At 35.0% G+C, this 17,682-nt stretch carries 15 protein-coding genes and 1 pseudogene; 13 read left to right on the top strand and 3 right to left on the bottom strand.

The window, feature by feature from the left end:
- Window positions 1–12: 12 nt before the first annotated feature.
- The 13 genes and pseudogenes from hemE (at window position 13) to ABXQ82_RS01630 (ending at window position 12,534) form a co-directional block, all read left to right on the top strand.
- On the top strand, window positions 13–1,038 hold the full coding sequence (gene hemE, locus ABXQ82_RS01690; RefSeq protein ID WP_367053914.1) for a uroporphyrinogen decarboxylase: 1,026 nt from the start codon (window positions 13–15) through the stop codon (window positions 1,036–1,038).
- 258 nt (window positions 1,039–1,296) lie between these two features.
- Window positions 1,297–2,043 (top strand): EI24 domain-containing protein, encoded by a 747-nt coding sequence (locus tag ABXQ82_RS01685; RefSeq protein ID WP_367053912.1) that lies wholly within the window; start codon window positions 1,297–1,299, stop codon window positions 2,041–2,043.
- On the top strand, window positions 2,044–2,586 hold the full coding sequence (locus tag ABXQ82_RS01680; RefSeq protein WP_367053909.1) for a GNAT family N-acetyltransferase: 543 nt from the start codon (window positions 2,044–2,046) through the stop codon (window positions 2,584–2,586).
- A gap of 65 nt (window positions 2,587–2,651) precedes the next feature.
- A pseudogene (locus ABXQ82_RS01675) lies at window positions 2,652–2,999 on the top strand (transposase); the annotation flags it as partial.
- 225 nt (window positions 3,000–3,224) lie between these two features.
- Window positions 3,225–4,139 carry an oxygen-dependent coproporphyrinogen oxidase gene (gene hemF / locus ABXQ82_RS01670; protein WP_367054026.1) on the top strand — a complete coding sequence of 305 codons (915 nt, stop codon included), beginning with the start codon at window positions 3,225–3,227 and terminating at the stop codon, window positions 4,137–4,139.
- A gap of 127 nt (window positions 4,140–4,266) precedes the next feature.
- Window positions 4,267–5,259 (top strand): porphobilinogen synthase, encoded by a 993-nt coding sequence (gene hemB, locus ABXQ82_RS01665; protein WP_367053907.1) that lies wholly within the window; start codon window positions 4,267–4,269, stop codon window positions 5,257–5,259.
- Window positions 5,260–5,377: 118 nt separating this feature from the next.
- The gene (locus tag ABXQ82_RS01660) at window positions 5,378–6,337 is read left to right on the top strand and encodes an Ig-like domain-containing protein (RefSeq protein WP_367053904.1); all 960 of its coding nucleotides are present in this window, start codon (window positions 5,378–5,380) and stop codon (window positions 6,335–6,337) included.
- 16 nt (window positions 6,338–6,353) lie between these two features.
- Window positions 6,354–7,223, top strand: coding sequence for a hypothetical protein (locus ABXQ82_RS01655; protein ID WP_367053902.1), 870 nt, complete (start codon window positions 6,354–6,356; stop codon window positions 7,221–7,223).
- 114 nt (window positions 7,224–7,337) lie between these two features.
- Window positions 7,338–8,420 (top strand): hemolysin family protein, encoded by a 1,083-nt coding sequence (locus ABXQ82_RS01650; RefSeq protein ID WP_367053899.1) that lies wholly within the window; start codon window positions 7,338–7,340, stop codon window positions 8,418–8,420.
- Window positions 8,420–8,893 (top strand): methylated-DNA--[protein]-cysteine S-methyltransferase, encoded by a 474-nt coding sequence (locus tag ABXQ82_RS01645; protein ID WP_367053897.1) that lies wholly within the window; start codon window positions 8,420–8,422, stop codon window positions 8,891–8,893. Before ABXQ82_RS01650 ends, ABXQ82_RS01645 begins: the two co-directional genes overlap by 1 nt.
- 100 nt (window positions 8,894–8,993) lie before the next feature.
- A complete protein-coding gene (locus ABXQ82_RS01640) occupies window positions 8,994–10,148 on the top strand; it encodes a serine hydrolase (protein ID WP_367053894.1) in 1,155 nt (384 codons plus the stop codon).
- Window positions 10,141–10,854 carry a 3'-5' exonuclease gene (locus ABXQ82_RS01635; RefSeq protein ID WP_367053892.1) on the top strand — a complete coding sequence of 238 codons (714 nt, stop codon included), beginning with the start codon at window positions 10,141–10,143 and terminating at the stop codon, window positions 10,852–10,854. The genes ABXQ82_RS01640 and ABXQ82_RS01635 overlap by 8 nt, the downstream gene beginning before the upstream one ends.
- Window positions 10,855–12,534, top strand: coding sequence for an ABC transporter ATP-binding protein (locus ABXQ82_RS01630; protein ID WP_367053889.1), 1,680 nt, complete (start codon window positions 10,855–10,857; stop codon window positions 12,532–12,534). It abuts the gene before it with no gap.
- 1,170 nt (window positions 12,535–13,704) lie between these two features.
- Here ABXQ82_RS01630 and ABXQ82_RS01625 read toward each other — a convergent pair.
- The 3 genes from ABXQ82_RS01625 to ABXQ82_RS01615 all read right to left on the bottom strand — a co-directional run bounded on the left by ABXQ82_RS01625 (window position 13,705) and on the right by ABXQ82_RS01615 (window position 17,649).
- Complete coding sequence (locus tag ABXQ82_RS01625; RefSeq protein WP_367053886.1) at window positions 13,705–14,358, bottom strand: CoA transferase subunit B; 654 nt, start codon at window positions 14,356–14,358, stop codon at window positions 13,705–13,707.
- A 150-nt stretch (window positions 14,359–14,508) separates the two neighbouring features.
- Window positions 14,509–15,213 carry a CoA transferase subunit A gene (locus ABXQ82_RS01620; protein ID WP_367053884.1) on the bottom strand — a complete coding sequence of 235 codons (705 nt, stop codon included), beginning with the start codon at window positions 15,211–15,213 and terminating at the stop codon, window positions 14,509–14,511.
- 90 nt (window positions 15,214–15,303) lie between these two features.
- Window positions 15,304–17,649 (bottom strand): transglycosylase domain-containing protein, encoded by a 2,346-nt coding sequence (locus ABXQ82_RS01615; protein WP_367053882.1) that lies wholly within the window; start codon window positions 17,647–17,649, stop codon window positions 15,304–15,306.
- Window positions 17,650–17,682: the final 33 nt, after the last annotated feature.

The raw sequence follows: 17,682 nt of genomic DNA, 5'->3' as shown, positions 1-17,682 counted from the left end.
TTTTTTAAGACTATGATCAAGAACGATTTATTTTTAAGAGCATTAAAAGGAGAAACCGTAAACCGTCCACCAGTTTGGATGATGCGTCAAGCAGGGCGTTACCTTCCAGAATTTATGGAAATTAAGGCGAAATATGATTTTTTTACGCGTTGTCAAACACCAGAATTAGCAAGTGAAATTACCGTGCAACCCATCAGAAGATACGGTATGGATGCAGCTATTTTATTCTGTGACATTTTGGTCATTCCTCAAGCCATGAATATCGAGGTACAAATGAAACCAAATTTTGGTCCGTATTTACCAAACCCAATTCGTTCTCAAAAAGATGTGGATAACGTAATTGTTCCAGATGTAAAAGATAGTCTTAGCTATGTTTACGAAGCCATAAAAGCCACCAAAGAAAAGCTTAACGATGAAATTCCATTAATAGGATTTGCAGGTTCGCCGTGGACTATTTTATGCTATTGCGTACAAGGACAAGGCAGCAAAAATTTTGATAAAGCCAAAGAATTTTGCTTTACAAACCCAATGGCTGCACACCAATTATTACAAAAAATTACAGACACCACCATTGCTTATCTAAAAGAAAAAGTAAAAGCAGGTTGTAACGCCGTTCAGGTATTCGATTCTTGGGGAGGTATGCTTTCACCTGTTGATTATCAAGAATTCTCGTGGCAATATATCCAACAAATCATAGACGCTTTAAAAGACGATGCGCCCGTTATCGCCTTCGGTAAAGGCTGTTGGTTTGCACTTGGCGACATGGCAAAATCCGGTGCTTCCGCTTTGGGTGTAGATTGGACCTGTTCTGCAAGAAATGCGCGTTATTTAACCGGAGGCAATATCACCTTACAAGGTAATTTCGACCCGACACGTCTGTTTTCTCCACCTGCAGAAATCAAGAAAATGGTACATCAAATGATTAACGAATTTGGTAAAGATAAATACATCGTAAACCTTGGCCACGGTATTTTACCAAACATTCCGTTGGATAATGCAAAGGCATTTATTGATGCGGTTAAGGAATTCCCCTCTTAATCTCCCCGAAGGGGGGGAAACTGTTGAGGCTAAATAATACTCTGAAAATTTAAAGGTTTGACGAAAGTTTAATAATAAATATGTCGCAAGCTCCCTTTCCTTCGGAGAGCCTGGGAGAGGAATTGCCCTCTTAATCTCTCCATAGGGAAGAAACTGTTGAGAAACCGTTCGTTCATTAAAAGTGCATAAATTGAAGAACAAAATTCAAATAATAAAACGTAACAAACTCCCTCTCCCTAGGAGAGGGTTGGGGAGAGGATGATTAAAAACATCATTTCAGGAATTAAAGCATACTTCGGTGCTTTCAGCTTAATTTCAAAACTAAAACTTTGGAAATATTTTGCTATTCCTATGATAATTAGCTTGGTAACAGCAATAGTCATTTTTGGTTCAGCCTACGGATTATCGGATAATATTGGTAGTTTCATTTCAAAAATATGGATTTGGGATTGGGGGAAGGAAACCTTTTCTTCAATTAGTAATTTTATTGGTGGATTAATAATTATAGTTATCGGTCTTATCCTTTTCAAACACATCATAATGGCACTATCAGCGCCATTCATGAGTCCTGTTTCAGAAAAAATTGAAGCACATTATACAGGCAATCCCCAACATTCACATAGAGATACTACCTTTATGCAACAACTTGGGAGAGGTATTAAAATAAATGGTAGAAACTTAATTATGGAGTTACTTTTAACCATTCCTATTCTACTTTTAAAATTCATTCCCGTAGTTAATATATTTTCAACCATACTATTGTTTATGGTTCAAGCCTATTATGCCGGTTTTGGTAATATGGATTATACTTTAGAACGTCATTTTAAATATAAAGAAAGCCTACAATTTGTTCGTAAACATCGTGGATTAGCTATCGGTAACGGTATTGTGTTTATACTGTTTTTATTAATTCCAGTAATTGGTGTAATTTTGGTACTTCCGTTATCGGTTACAGCTGCTTCAACTAGAACGGTAGCAGCGCTTCAACTTAAAAACAACCAGTAAATGCAGCTTTATTTTGGTTCATATCATATCATTCCTATTCAACCAAAAGACGGTTGGAATATCTGCAACTTTGCAGTAGCTAATGAAGACCGATTAAAACGCTATTTTCCAAAAACTTTAGAACAGAATCTAACTCCCGATTTATCAAATCATTTTGTATCAAAAATGGTCAAACAATTTGAAGCTAAAGAGGAGTTTTTATTCACTTTAAGAGAAAACGAATCCAAAAAATTAGTTGGTTTGGTTTATATCAAAGAAGTCGATTGGGCCAAAAAACAGGGCGAATTTGCTTATTGCATAGATTATACTGTTGAAGGCAAAGGGATAATGACAGAAGCTATAAAACAATTGTCAGGCTATGCTTTTGAAACTTTGGGTTTAGAAACTTTGCAAATAATTGTTTACAAGAATAATATAGGAAGTATTAAAGTAGCCGAAAACAATAATTTTACTTGGATTAAAACACTCAAGAATGAGTTTACACCTCCTGGAGGAAAACCACTAAACATGGAGTTATATGAATTGTATAACGAGATTGAGTAAAATTCAGTAAGACCTGTCAGGTTTTCAAAACCTGACAGGTCTCTCAAAATACAAAAACAACTTAAATGGAAAAAATAGAAAAAGGCCATTATTATCATATTTTTAACCGAGGAATTAATAGCAATATTATTTTTCAGAATGAAGATAATATGTCTTATTTCTTGAAATTGGTTGAAAAACACTTAAAGAATAAAGTTGATATTATTGCATACTGTTTGATGAATAATCACTTTCACTTGGTTGTGAAAATCATATCAGAAGAATCCATAGCTACACAATCATTCTCAAACCTTTTTAATGCATATGCTAAAGCATACAACAAACAACAAAATAGAACAGGGACACTTTTTGAAAGACCTTATAAAAGAATAAAAATTACTGACGAAGTATACTTAAAGAACTTGATTCTTTATATCCATAAAAATCCTGAAAATCATAATGTAATTGGGGATTTTGAAGATTATAAATTTTCATCTTACCATTCCTATATCTCAGGGAACATAAACCATTTTTCAAAAGAAAAAAGTTATATTTTAAATTTGTTTGAAGATATCGACAATTTTAAATATGCACATAAATCAGACCTGTCAGGTTTTGAAAACCTGACAGGTCTTACAAACCAAGAAAAACCAAAAACCATCAAAAACAAATTCTACCAATACATACAAGATTTACAAGACCGCATCACTTCAAAACTGGAAGCCATTGATGGGAAAGCAAAATTTCAAGAAGATATTTGGAAACGTCCAGAAGGCGGTGGCGGACGCACCCGAGTGATTGAAGGCGGAAACGTTTTTGAAAAAGGAGGTGTAAATATTTCTGGCGTTCACGGTAAACTTCCAAAATCTATGCAAGCTTATTTTAAAGTTGGCGATGTTGATTTTTTTGCCTGTGGATTAAGTTTGGTTTTGCATCCTGAAAACCCAATGGCACCAACAGTTCATGCCAATTGGCGCTATTTTGAAATGTATGATAAAGATGCAAATATCATAGATAGTTGGTTTGGTGGCGGACAAGATTTAACACCTTATTACTTATTTGAAGACGATGCCACACATTTTCATCAAACCTGTAAAACAGCCTGCGATAAGCATAATCCTGAGTTCTATCCAAAATATAAAGCGCGTTGCGATGAGTATTTTTATAACGCCCACAGAAATGAAGGCAGAGGTATAGGCGGTTTATTTTTCGATTATTGCAAAGCATCAGAAACCATGACTATGGAAAATTGGTATAATTTTGTAACCGAAGTTGGAGACAGTTTCTTGGAAGCTTATGTTCCGATAGTTGAAAAACGAAAAGATTTGCCATACAATCAAGAACAAAGAAACTGGCAAGAAATTAGACGTGGACGCTACGTAGAATTTAATTTAGTCCACGATAAAGGTACATTGTTCGGATTAAAAACAAACGGACGTATTGAAAGTATTTTAATGAGCTTACCACCGCATGTACAATGGGTGTACGACCATCATCCTGAAGCTGGAAGTGAGGAAGAAAAATTGATTGAAGTATTACAAAATCCTGTGGATTGGGTAAAAAACCCAAAGTGAGAACTCAAAAATAAATGATTATAAAAACAAATATTAACCGTCTTTCTATTCCCCCTTTGGGGTTAGAGGGCTTTTAAACCCTATTCACCCCTAATAGGAATTCCCCTTTGGGGGTTAGGGGGCTTATATGTATCCATTAAAAAGAAACCGAAGATTAAGAACCAACGAAGCCATCCGCTCTTTAGTTCGAGAAACCATAATTACACCAAACGATTTTTTAGTGCCCCTTTTTGTAGTAGAAGGCAAAGGCATAAAAGATGAAATTCCATCCATGCCAAATTACTTTCGTTATAGTTTAGATTTGTTAGAAGGAGAAGTAAAGGAACTTTGGAAGTTGGGTTTAAAATCGGTATTACTTTTCGTAAAAGTGCCAAATAATTTAAAAGATAATAAAGGTACAGAAGCCTTAAACCCCAATGGATTAATGCAGCGCGCCATTAAAACGATTAAAAATGTATGCCCAAATATGTTGGTGATGACAGATGTGGCATTGGATCCATACTCTGCTTATGGACATGATGGGATTATCGAAAACGGACAAATCATCAACGATGAAACCGCTGAAGTTCTTGCAGAAATGAGTATTTCGCATGCACAGGCAGGCGCTGATTTTGTAGCTCCAAGTGATATGATGGATGGTCGTATTCTTACCATTCGTGAAGCTTTGGAAGATGAAGGTTTTATAAATACTGGTATAATGAGTTATTCTGCTAAATATGCCTCTGCTTTTTACGGGCCTTTTCGTGATGCTTTAGATTCTGCTCCTGTGGATTTGGTTGATATCCCGAAGGATAAAAAAAGCTATCAAATGGATTATGCGAATCGTTTTGAAGCCATCCGAGAAACTGAAATGGACATTGATGAAGGTGCAGATATCGTCATGGTAAAACCTGGTTTGTGTTATTTGGATATTGTTCGGGACATTAAAAACGAAGTGGATGTTCCTGTGGCAGTTTATCAAGTTTCTGGAGAATATGCCATGTTAAAAGCTGCTGCCGAAAAAGGCTGGTTGGATCATGATGCGGTTATGATGGAACAGGTTACGGCAATCAAAAGAGCTGGTGCAGATGTGATTGCCAGTTACTTTGCTAAGGATGTCGTTAAACTTTTAAATTCATAAACTTTTAGTTTCAGACAAACAATTCATTTTAAAAATTATCAGAAATTATCATACATTTAATTTCTGCTTATGTAATTATCAAATCATATCAACGACTTAGTATCAAAATACCATAATTATGCGAAAAATACATTTAGTATTTATTTTAATTACCAGTCTTATTTTATACAATTGTATAGGAGAAGACGTCATAAACGATGCCATTGCTGAGGAAATTCGTTTCTTAAACCCCATAGAAAGTCTTTCTGCTTCAGAATCACATCAACTTAATGTTAGGTTTTTTAACAATATAGGAGAGGAAGAAACTGTAACTATTACTTGGTCTAGCGAAGACCCTTCTGTTGCTGCCGTAGATACCAATGGTTTAGTGACTGGAATTTCCGAAGGGTCAACGAACATAAAAGCACAAGCAACTGTAAATAATAAAATCGTAGAAAACACTATTACTATCAGTATAACTCCAAATATTTCTGGTCCAAAATCAGAAGAAATAGTCTTTTTAAACCCAACGGGAAGTATTGCCATTTCTAAAACCTACCAATATAATGTTGCCTACTATAATACTTTTGGGGAAGAAGAAACCGCTACCTTTACTTGGTCCAGCGACAACCCTTCTGTAGCTACAGTTGATGCAAATGGTTTGGTTACTGGTATTTCTGTTGGTACGGCAACTATAAAAGCTCAAACAATTGTAAATAATAAAACGATAGCAAACACTACATCCATAACTATAACTGAGGTTGTACAAAACACCAATACAAAATCTGGAACTATAATGACTACCAGTAGTTATACTTTACAAGGAGATTTCACTTTATCCGAAATAGAAAATTCTAACAACCTAAAATTAGCTATCGCTAGTAATTATGAGGCTTCAACTAGTTTACCTGGTCTTTACGTTTATTTAAGCAATAACCCCAACTCTATAGGTAGTGCCCTTGAAATAGGTGCTGTATCTGTTTTTAGTGGGGAGCATTCTTATACCATAGATAATAAAGGCATCAATGATTATTCTTATGTGCTCTATTGGTGCAAACCCTTTGGTGTCAAGGTAGGTGAAGGAAAAATAAACGATTAATAATTTACTTTTTAATATGATGAATTCAAAAAAAGTGCTTTTTGTAATAATATTTGCTTTTTTATTTTCTAATAGTGTTTTTTCCCAATGGACGAAAGGAAAAGGAAAAGGATACTATAAATTATCTGCTTGGTATTTAGAGGCAGACCAACATTATACAGATACTGGTGAAACAGACCCCAATATTACAAGAAGTCAATTTAACATTAATTTTTATGGTGAATATGGTATCTCTAATAAATTTGACGTTATCACCTATATTCCATTTTTTTCAAGAGCTGTAGAAAATGATGAAGTATCAGGTACTACAGGGCAAATAATATCTGAGGGCGAAGCATTTAATAGTTTTGGGGACGCAGAAATAGGTCTGAGATACGGCATACTTAAAACCGATAACTATGCCCTGTCAGCAACTTTAAAATTAGGGATTCCTACTGGCGATAATGCTGGAGGAAGCGATGGCAGCTTTCAAACGGGCGATGGCGAATTTAATCAATTACTACAAACAAATCTTGGAACATCTTTTAATTTGGGCACTATTCCATCATACGCTAAATTGTACCTTGGCTTTAATAATAGAACCAAAGGTTTTTCTGATGAAATTAGAACAGGTTTAGAACTAGGTGCCAATCTTTCAAAACATAAATTGTGGCTTATAGGCAGAGCAGACCTTTTAGAATCTCTTAGAAATGGCAATTTAAATGCACAAACCTCACAGGGGAGTATTTTTGCTAACAACATTGAATATGTGAGTTTAGGAGCGGAAATCGCCTATTATATAACCAAAAAAATCGGGGTTTCTTTTAATTATACAGGTGCCGTATCTGGGAAATTGGTGTATGCAGCACCTTCCATTTCTGGAGGTGTCTTTTTAGATATCAAATAGATAACTTATAGACCTTATCTGGCCTTGATAATGAAATAATCGCTTTGCGTTCTATCATACAAAGGATGTTGTTAAATTACTTTCGTAAATTAGCCTTCAACTAAAACCTATTTAATGAGCGCATTAATTTTTTGGGCAACAATTTCTATTTTCTTTTCCTTTTTATGTTCCATTCTCGAAGCTGTTTTATTAAGCGTTACACCAACCTTTATAAACGTTAAAAAACAAGAAGGCAAAGACTATGCTTTAACTTTAGAATCCTTAAAAAAGGATGTCGATAAACCACTTATAGCAATTTTAACATTAAATACAATTGCGCACACCTTAGGTGCAATGATGGTGGGCATTGAAGCGGAGAGTCTTCATAAAATTGAATTTTTGGGCATTAACACCGTTGGCATTGTTTCAGCAATTATGACGTTTTTAATTTTGGTAGCTTCGGAAATTATTCCAAAAACTATTGGTGCAACGTACTGGAAAAAACTGGCTAATTTCACGTCTAAAGCATTAACTATTTTAATTTTCCCTTTGAAATGGACAGGGATTTTGTGGCTGCTTCAACTCACAACTAAATTGATTGGTGGCAAAGGTCACGGTAGTATATTAAGTCGTGAAGGTTTTTTAGTTATGGCAGATATGGCACATGAAGAAGGTGTTTTTCAAGAAAATGAAAGTAAGATTATAAAGAACCTGCTGAACTTTAAACTAATTTTGGCTAAAGATGTGATGACGCCAAGAACGGTTATGAAAACCGAAGATGAAACTACAACTGTTGAAGATTTTTTTAAACGAAACTTAAACCTTCGTTTTTCAAGAATTCCCGTGTATTCAAACGATTCTGATAATATTACTGGTCTGGTTTTAAAAGACGAAATATTTAGGGAAATGGCTCTAGATAATAACACTAAAAAATTGTCTGAGCTTAAACGAAACATTATAGTTGTAGATAGAAATCTACCCATTCCAACCTTGTTTGAAAAATTAGTGGAAACAAGAAACCATATGGCATTGGTGGTAGATGAATATGGTTCTGTAAGCGGATTGGTTACTATGGAAGATGTGATTGAAACACTTCTTGGGTTAGAAATTATGGATGAAAGTGATAACGTTTCAGACCTTCAACATCTAGCCAGAAAAAGTTGGGAGGCCCGTGCCAAAAAATTAGGTATTTTTGAAGAAAATAACCCTTCGGAATAATGGAAACATGTATCATCAATTCGCCATTAGGTTTTATAAAAATTGTTGGGGATGAAGATGGTGTAAATTCAGTTTCAATATTAAATTCAGAAGAAAAAATCACAGATATTATTCCTATTGAATTAGAAGATTGCGTTATTCAACTCAATGAATATTTTGAAGGCTCTCGAAAACAATTCGATCTTAAATTAAATGCTCAAGGCACCGATTTTCAGAAAAAAGTTTGGAAACAGTTAGCCCAAATTCCTTATGGGAAAACAACGTCTTATCTAGAATTATCAAAGCAGTTGGGTGATGTAAAAGCCATCAGAGCTGTTGCCAATGCCAACGGCAAAAACCCATTGTGGATTATTGTGCCTTGTCATCGCATTATAGGAAGTGATGGTTCTCTAACTGGCTATGCAGGTGGCTTACATAGAAAAAAGTGGTTGCTCGACCATGAAAACCCCTATAAACAACTTTCACTTTTTTAATCCCTATATAAAACATAGCACCACAGTTTTTAATAAATTAAAGCAGTAAATCAAACATTCAACTTTAATTCATATCTTTATGTACGTTTAATTCTACGAAATGAAATTCTTAAAAAAACTCTTAAAATGGTTAGTTATCTTAATCGGTATCCTAATTATTGCATTATATGCTACCGATACCGATTATCTCATTAAAGCCGTTAGAACCATCTACCTAAAAGGGCACACAACCGCTTATTTGGATGACTATAAATATTTTGACAATCAAATTGTTGAAAATGGCGCACATGAGCTATGGCCAAATCATAAAAATTATAATTCAGTTTCAGAAACAGAGGCTCTAAAAAAGGTAAATACTCAATATGAAACCGTTGCGTATGTCATCATTAAAAATGATAGCATTTGGTTTGAAAAGTATTATGACGGCTTTAATGAAAACTCTAAATCCAACTCATTTTCAGTAGCTAAAAGTTATGTTTCCGCCATGTTGGGAAAAGCCATTATGGAAGGCTATATTGAGAGTTTAGACCAGCCTGTTTGTGATTTTCTGCCAGAATTCTGTGACGGATTGGCTGGAAAAATGACCGTTGGTGATTTGTCTTCCATGGCATCGGGAACCAACTGGGACGAAAGATATTATTCGCCATTTTCCGTTACTACGCGTGCTTATTTTGATGACGATTTAAAAGAAGTGCTGTTAGGTTTAAAAGTAATTGAAGAACCAGGACAAAAATTCAAATATAAAAGTGGTGACACCCAACTTTTGGCAATGGTTATAGAAAAAGCTACAGGCAAAAAGTTATATGATTATTTAGAAGAAAGTTTATGGAAACCTCTGGGAAGCAAAAACGAAACCCTTTGGCAAATTGATAGTAAGGAAGGCGATATGGTAAAAGCCTATTGCTGTATTGCGAGTAATGCCAAGGATTTTGCCCGTTTGGGAAAATTGTATAAAGACCATGGCAAATGGAATGGGAAACAAGTATTGGATTCGGCTTTTATTGCAAAATCGGTGCGACCGCGTTTCCCTGAAAGTCCCCAATACGGTTATGGTTGGTGGCTATATGATAGAAATGGCAAACAGTTCTTTATGATGCGTGGACATTTGGGGCAATTGGTAATGGTTAATCGTAAAGACAACTTAATTATTGTAAGATTAGGACACAACCGCATGAAACAGTCGTATATAGGAGAAGAACGGGAAGATTTATTCGCTTATATTGATGAGGCTTATAAAATGCTAGAAAATGATTAGTAAACTTCATTTGGAAAACATTTTATTTCTGGACATTGAAACCGTTCCAGAATACCAATATTTTTCTGATTTAGATGAAACGAAACAAGCACTTTGGGAACATAAATCAAAATACCAACGCAAAGATGAATTTACTGCCGAAGAGTTTTATGATCGTGCCGGGATTTGGGCAGAATTCGGGAAAATTGTTTGTATTTCTGTGGGGTATTTTACGCTTCAAGGCGATTTACGAAAGTTTAGAGTAACCACTTTTTATGGCGATGAAATTACTATTCTTAAAGATTTTAAAAGTTTGCTCATTTCACATTTTAGTCAGAATAAACATTTATTGTGTGCCCATAATGGAAAGGAATTTGACTTTCCGTACATTGCACGTCGCATGATAATTCATCATATAGAATTGCCCTATAAATTAAATCTCTTTGGGAAAAAACCATGGGAAGTACCACATTTAGATACCTTGGAATTATGGAAATTTGGAGATTACAAAACTTATACATCTTTAAAACTTTTGACTAATGTTTTAGGAATTCCGTCGCCAAAAGATGATATAGATGGTAGTGAAGTTTGCAAAGTCTATTATGAAGAAAATGATATAGATAGAATAATAATTTACTGTGAAAAAGACACTATTGCTGTAGCCCAAATATTTTTAAGATTACGAGGCGATGCGCTTTTGAGTGATGATGAAATTATACATGTATAAATGAGTAAACACCCACTTTTAAAAATAGAAAACCTATCCATTTCCTTTGGAGATAATAAAGTGATTCATAACATTTCTTATCATTTGAATCAAAATGAAATATTAGGTATTGTAGGCGAATCTGGTTCAGGAAAATCGGTGTCTTCCTTAGCTATTTTAGGCTTATTGCCCAAACGTATTTCGAATATTAATTCAGGACATATTTTTTATAATCAAGACGATTTAGCCACACTTTCAGATAAGGCGTTCCAAAAGATTAGGGGCAACAAAATTGCCATGATTTTTCAAGAACCTATGAGTTCTTTAAATCCGTCTATGACCTGTGGCAAACAGGTTCAAGAAATTCTATTACAACATACCGATTTATCGAAAAAGGAAACTAGAGAAGAAACCATTGCGCTCTTTGAGAAAGTGAAATTGCCTGATGCTTATCGTGTTTTTAAGGCTTATCCTCATGAAATTTCAGGGGGACAAAAGCAGCGTGTCATGATTGCGATGGCAATTGCATGCAAACCCGATATTTTAATTGCAGACGAACCAACTACTGCACTTGATGTAACGGTCCAAAACGAAATTATTGCATTACTGAAGGAATTACAAGTTGAAACCAAAATGAGTATTATATTCATTACTCATGATCTGGCTTTGATTTCTGAAATTGCCGATAGAGTTTTAGTCATGTACAAAGGTAATATTGTTGAACAAGGTAGTATTGCCGAAATTTTTAAAAACCCGCAAAACGATTATACCAAAGCCTTAATTAACTCCCGCCCTTCGTTAGACGAGCGACTGAAAGTACTTCCAACAATACAGGATTTTTTAAATGGTACCACAAAATCTGAAATCATTTCAGCAACGCAACGCAAAGAAGCGCATGCTATATTGTATAGTAAACCTCCTTTATTGGAGGTTGTAAATGTTGAGAAAGAATACGTTTCTAAATCGGGATGGTTTTCAAAACCCGATACTTTTAAAGCAGTAAATAACGTAAGTTTCAAAATATATGAAGGTGAAACTTTAGGTTTGGTTGGAGAATCCGGATGTGGAAAATCCACGCTAGGGAATGCTATTTTGCAATTGGACAAAGCTACTTCAGGTGCTATAATTTATAAAGGTGTTGATATTACAAAACTTTCGAAATCTGAAACTCGGAAATTAAGAAAAGACATTCAAATTATTTTTCAAGATCCGTTTGCTTCCTTAAATCCGAGAATTCCGGTTGGGAAAGCGATTATGGAACCTATGGAAGTTCATGATTTATACAATTCGGATAGCGAACGAAAGGAAAAAGTATTGGAAATTTTGAATCGCGTTGGGCTATCTGAAGATTATTTTAACCGTTATCCCCATGAGTTTTCTGGCGGACAAAGACAGAGAATAGGAATTGCTAGAACCATTGCATTGCAACCTAAATTGATTGTTTGTGATGAATCGGTTTCGGCATTGGACATTTCAGTTCAAGCGCAAGTTTTAAATTTATTGAATGAACTTAAAGCAGATTTCGGGTTTACCTATATATTTATTTCTCATGATCTTGCTGTGGTAAAATATATGGCAGATCAATTATTGGTTATGAATGAAGGTAAAATTGAAGAGCTGGATGATGCCGATGTAATTTATGCGAATCCGAAAAAGGAATACACGAAAAAGTTGATTGAGGCGATTCCGAAGGGGATTTAAATTAGCTTGGGTTGCAATAAAAATGAGTTTGTTTTCACGATAAATAATACCCACCCCTAGCCCCTCCTTGGAGGGAACAGCTTATCATAAATTATTATTTTCCGAAGAATAGTAAGGCCTTTAAAAAATCTGAATGGGCTACAATATGTATTGAGATAATCCCGAAGTTTTAGGACTGCCCTTAGGGGGATTTACCAATTTTTCAAAGCTTCGTGTTTTTTGAAAATTTGACTTCGCTAAATTCCGTCTGAATATTCAAAGAGGTTAAATTCACATTACCTGTTAACCAAATAGGCTGAAGATATAAACCAACCATTAGCCCCTCCCGAGAGAGAAACACTCAACACCCTAAAAATAAAATATCGATAATTATTCATTTATATTCGTTTTATTAAAATCTGAAATTTTTTATATACGTAAACGTTGCCCTCCCCTGCCTGCGGCAGGCAGGTTGGAGAGGCTTGGGGTGGGTTTTTAAAAACTATATATATTCTTCACTCGTTAGATAGATACAATGACAACAACTTAAAATTTAAACAAAAAAAATCCCGAAATATATTTCGGGACAATTAAAAATTTTCGTGCTACTGACTTAAATTTATAGCATAAATACTTTTTTGGTGAGATAAAGTAAGCTCTTCATAAACTGCAAATTCTCTTGCAATGTTTCTTTAAATTTACTCTCACTTTTAGTAGGTTGTTCAGGTAGATTTGTTGCCATTTCCATAAGGTTTTAAGTTCATGATAGATTTGGGGAAAAATCTATAATTAATTGGTTGATTTGGTGCTGCTAATATCTAATTTTATTTCAATATATCAGATTAAAAACACATAAATTCGATGAAGTGCAAATAAATTTAACATTTTGAAAGAAAAAAGCTTATGAGGTTTTTAAAATACAAGTGTTCTGAATACAAAATTTAGCCAAAAAAAGTGGGCATAATATATGAAACAGCTTTCAGTATATGGCAACAAAAGTTTAATCACTATTAAAAATAGTAATGTTGCTGAAAATAAGACCCTTCAGGTTTCCTGTGCTGAACTTGTTTCAGTAGCTAACCTGAAGGTCTGAAAACTAACCCCTCCGAGGAGGGAGAACAGCTTATCATAAATTATTAACTTCCGAACAGTTTCCATTAGATTTGAAACCTCAGTTATAAAGATATAATTCTAAATATCCATTTCAGGAACATCGCCTTCAATAATTAATTTACCTTCCGTTGCAGCCTTAATATCTTCAACCGAAACTCCTGGAGCGCGTTCCAAAAGTTTAAATCCGTTTTCTGTCACTTCCAAAACAGCAAGGTTAGTAACAATCTTTTTTACACAGCCTACTCCGGTTAACGGCAAGGAGCATTTTTTTAAAAGTTTAGACTCACCCCTTTTATTCGTATGCATCATCGCCACAATAATATTTTCGGCACTTGCCACCAAATCCATGGCACCTCCCATACCTTTTACCATTTTTCCCGGTATTTTCCAGTTTGCGATATCTCCATTTTCTGCAACTTCCATTGCTCCCAAAATAGTTAAATCTACATGTTGTCCTCTAATCATTGAAAAACTTAATGCGGAATCAAAAAAACTAGCGCCGGGCAATGTTGTAATGGTTTGTTTTCCGGCATTAATGACATCGGCATCTTCTTCGCCTTCAAAAGGAAAAGGTCCCATGCCTAAAACACCATTTTCACTTTGAAATTCAACTTCTATATCATCCCTAACATAATTTGCTACCAAAGTAGGAATTCCTATGCCTAGATTAACATAGTAGCCATCCTGCACTTCTTGTGCTATTCGTTTTGCTATACCGTTTTTGTCTAACATTTTTTATCTCTTTAGTCATTCCCGCAAAGGCGGGAATCTTTTAATTGAAACTTGTCTGTTTTTCCATTAATAGACAGTTAGTTTATAATCTTATTATTTTAAACCTAAACCTACAAGGTTTTTAAAACCTCGCAGGTTCACTTGTAACTTTTAAGTACTTCTTTGTCTCACAGTTCTCTGCTCAATGCGTTTTTCATACATTTCGCCCTGGAATATACGTTGCACAAATATTCCAGGAATATGTATCTGATTTGGGTCTAATGCTCCAAGTGGCACTAATTCCTCAACCTCAGCAACCGTTATTTTAGCAGCGCCACACATATTTGGATTAAAATTTCTCGCTGTGCCTTTAAAAATCAAATTACCTGCCGCATCGCCTTTCCAAGCTTTTACAAAAGCAAAATCAGCTTTAAAGGCATGTTCTAACACATACATTTTACCGTCAAATTCTCTGGTTTCTTTACCTTCTGCTACTTCGGTGCCATAGCCAGCAGGTGTATAAATTGCAGGAAAACCAGCTTGTGCAGCGCGACATCTTTCGGCTAAAGTTCCTTGTGGAATCAATTCTACATCTAACTCACCTGATAGCATCTGACGCTCAAACTCATCATTTTCACCTACATAAGAAGATACCATTTTTTTGATTTGTTTTTTTTGAAGTAATAACCCCAGACCAAAATCGTCAACTCCTGCATTATTCGAAATACATGTTACCTCCTTTACATTTAACTTCACTAACTCAGCAATTGCATTTTCGGGGATACCGCTTAGCCCAAAACCACCAAGCATAAACGTCATGTTGTCCTTAACGCCTTTTAGTGCCTCTTGCACATTTGCTACCTTTTTATTAATCATAATAATAAATTTTTGCTTTTTAAAATTACGAATAAAAAAGCCCATTCCAAAAAAGAATGGGTTTGTAATTTTATATAAATATGTAGTCCTTTAAAACTCTAAATCTTCAGGAGTTTCATTGTTTAATTCATCATCATCAATAATAACAGTTTTAGCTGTAGCCTTAGAACAATCTACAACAATAGAAAGATCTTTTGGGGCTTCAAATTCTTCCTTAGAAATATTTAATTCTTCATCTTCATAACAACTTCTCATATAAATCCCCCAAATAGGTAGTGCCATAGACGCTCCTTGCCCGTAAGTAATTGATTTAAAATGAACCGATCTTTCTTCGCCTCCTACCCAAACGCCTGTTACTAAATTAGGTACCATTCCCATAAACCAACCATCACTTTGGTTTTGAGTTGTGCCCGTTTTACCTGCAATAGGGTTTTTAAATTCGTATGGGTATCCTGTTACTACCTCTCTGTAATCTGCTCTATAAGAGTCCGCACCTTTTGTTCTTAATCTGGCACCAGAGCCTTCTTGGGTGACACCTTCCATAAGTTTAGTAGCAACATAGGCCGTTTCTTCACTTAAAACATCACGGGTTTCTGGTTTAAATTGATATAATATAGTGCCGTTTTTATCTTCTATAGTTGTGACCATTACGGGTTTGGTATATACGCCTTTATTTGCAAATGCTGAATAGGCACCTACCATTTCGTAAACACTTAAATCTGGAGTTCCCAAAGCGATTGATGGTACTGGTGGAATGTCTGATTCTATACCCAATTTTAAGGCTAAATCTGCTACTGTTTGTGGCCCAACTTTATCGATTAAACGCGCTGTAATTGTATTTACAGAATTTGCCAATGCATTTTTTAACGTACGGGTGCCACCATAATCATTATTTGAGTTGTCAGGACACCATTCTTCAGGATTACCAAATTTATTGGCTTCTATACAAAACGGTGTGTCTGGAAATTCATCACAAGGTGAAAAATGTAATTGGTCTATTGCAGCAGTATATACAAATGGTTTAAAAGTTGAACCTACTTGACGCTTGCCTTGTTTTACCATATCGTATTGGAAATGTTTATAATCCATACCACCTACCCATGCTTTTACATGACCTGTGCGTGGATCCATAGACATCATTCCTGTTCTTAAAAACGATTTGTAATAGCGCATGGAATCGATAGGTTTCATAATGGTATCGATCTCACTAGGCTTTCCGTCTATCCAAGCAAAAACAGACATTGGGACAGGTTTTTTAAACGAAGCCTCAATGTCTTTGTTAGATTTTTTTAAATCATATTTCATATGCCTCCAACGTTCAGATTGTTTCATGGAACGATTTAACAAATCCCTAATTTCATCCTTTTCTAAATCTAAAAAAGGTGTGGTAGGGTTTCGCTTTGGCGTATTTTGAACAAAAAATTCAGCTTGAAGCCTTGGCATATGTTGCTGTACAGCGTCTTCTGCATGTTTTTGCATCCGTGAATCTATGGTGGTGTAAATGGTTAAGCCATCATTGTATAAACTCCATTTTGTACCATCTGGTTTTGGATTGTTTTTAATCCAATCTTTCATAAAACCAGAAAGATAGCCCCTAAAATAAGTAGCAATACCATCACGATGTGATTGTGGTGTGTATTTTACATCTAATTCTGTTTTCTGCAAAGAGTCTTTTAGAGTTTGGTCTAAATAACCATTTCTCATCATTTGATATAACACCACATTGCGTCTGTTTTTTACACCAACAGGATTTCTTCTAGGGTTATAAAGTGATGAGTTTTTGAACATACCAACCAACATTGCACACTCTTTGAGGTCTAATTCATGAGGTTCTTTATCAAAATAAATTGCTGCTGCACTTCTAATACCATCAGCGTTATTACCAAAATCATATATATTGAAGTATTGGGCTATAATTTCTTCTTTAGTATATTGACGTTCTAAACGCGTGGCAATTATCCATTCTTTTACTTTTTGAAGTACTCTTTCTATGATGTTTTTTGAACCTTCACCGTGAAATAATTGTTTTGCCAATTGTTGAGAAACTGTACTCGCTCCTCCACTACCAGGTTTAACAATGGCACGCAAAGTTCCTCTCGCATCAATACCAGCATGCTCTGTAAAACGTTCGTCTTCAGTAGCAATTAGTGCATCTACTAAATGCTTTGGTAATTCTTCGTAACCCACAGGTGTTCTATTATCATTGAAATAAAATTTTCCGAGGGTTTTTCCATCAGAAGACATGATTTCAGTCGCCAAATTAGTTTTAGGATTTTCTAAAACAGTATGATCTGGCATTTCACCAAATATGCCCCAAGATGCTAATAAAAATAGAAGGATTAAAAACAGAATTCCTCCTAAAAATGCCATCCAAAACCAACGGATGTATTTAGAAAAATCTTGAACTGTTGTAGTTTCTTTTTTTGCTTTTGCCATAATTAAGTGCCTAAAATAGTTTAAGTTTTAAGT

It is taken from the genome of Algibacter sp. 2305UL17-15 (genome assembly GCF_040720935.1).
In the GTDB taxonomy this organism is placed as follows: domain Bacteria; phylum Bacteroidota; class Bacteroidia; order Flavobacteriales; family Flavobacteriaceae; genus Jejuia.
The sequence above is the reverse complement of the archived record's forward strand: the minus strand, read 5'-3'. Positions and strand labels throughout refer to the sequence as shown.

What these genes read in the sequence shown, in the direction of transcription:
- ABXQ82_RS01650 (WP_367053899.1), top strand. Translation starts at nt 7,338, where the DNA reads ATGAGCGCATTAATTTTTTGGGCAACAATTTCTATTTTCTTTTCCTTT.
- ABXQ82_RS01615 (WP_367053882.1), bottom strand. Translation starts at nt 17,649, where the DNA reads ATGGCAAAAGCAAAAAAAGAAACTACAACAGTTCAAGATTTTTCTAAA.
- ABXQ82_RS01635 (WP_367053892.1), top strand. Translation starts at nt 10,141, where the DNA reads ATGATTAGTAAACTTCATTTGGAAAACATTTTATTTCTGGACATTGAA.
- ABXQ82_RS01660 (WP_367053904.1), top strand. Translation starts at nt 5,378, where the DNA reads ATGCGAAAAATACATTTAGTATTTATTTTAATTACCAGTCTTATTTTA.
- ABXQ82_RS01685 (WP_367053912.1), top strand. Translation starts at nt 1,297, where the DNA reads ATGATTAAAAACATCATTTCAGGAATTAAAGCATACTTCGGTGCTTTC.
- ABXQ82_RS01625 (WP_367053886.1), bottom strand. Translation starts at nt 14,358, where the DNA reads ATGTTAGACAAAAACGGTATAGCAAAACGAATAGCACAAGAAGTGCAG.
- ABXQ82_RS01640 (WP_367053894.1), top strand. Translation starts at nt 8,994, where the DNA reads ATGAAATTCTTAAAAAAACTCTTAAAATGGTTAGTTATCTTAATCGGT.
- ABXQ82_RS01630 (WP_367053889.1), top strand. Translation starts at nt 10,855, where the DNA reads ATGAGTAAACACCCACTTTTAAAAATAGAAAACCTATCCATTTCCTTT.
- ABXQ82_RS01655 (WP_367053902.1), top strand. Translation starts at nt 6,354, where the DNA reads ATGATGAATTCAAAAAAAGTGCTTTTTGTAATAATATTTGCTTTTTTA.
- ABXQ82_RS01645 (WP_367053897.1), top strand. Translation starts at nt 8,420, where the DNA reads ATGGAAACATGTATCATCAATTCGCCATTAGGTTTTATAAAAATTGTT.
- hemB (WP_367053907.1), top strand. Translation starts at nt 4,267, where the DNA reads ATGTATCCATTAAAAAGAAACCGAAGATTAAGAACCAACGAAGCCATC.
- ABXQ82_RS01620 (WP_367053884.1), bottom strand. Translation starts at nt 15,213, where the DNA reads ATGATTAATAAAAAGGTAGCAAATGTGCAAGAGGCACTAAAAGGCGTT.
- hemE (WP_367053914.1), top strand. Translation starts at nt 13, where the DNA reads ATGATCAAGAACGATTTATTTTTAAGAGCATTAAAAGGAGAAACCGTA.
- ABXQ82_RS01680 (WP_367053909.1), top strand. Translation starts at nt 2,044, where the DNA reads ATGCAGCTTTATTTTGGTTCATATCATATCATTCCTATTCAACCAAAA.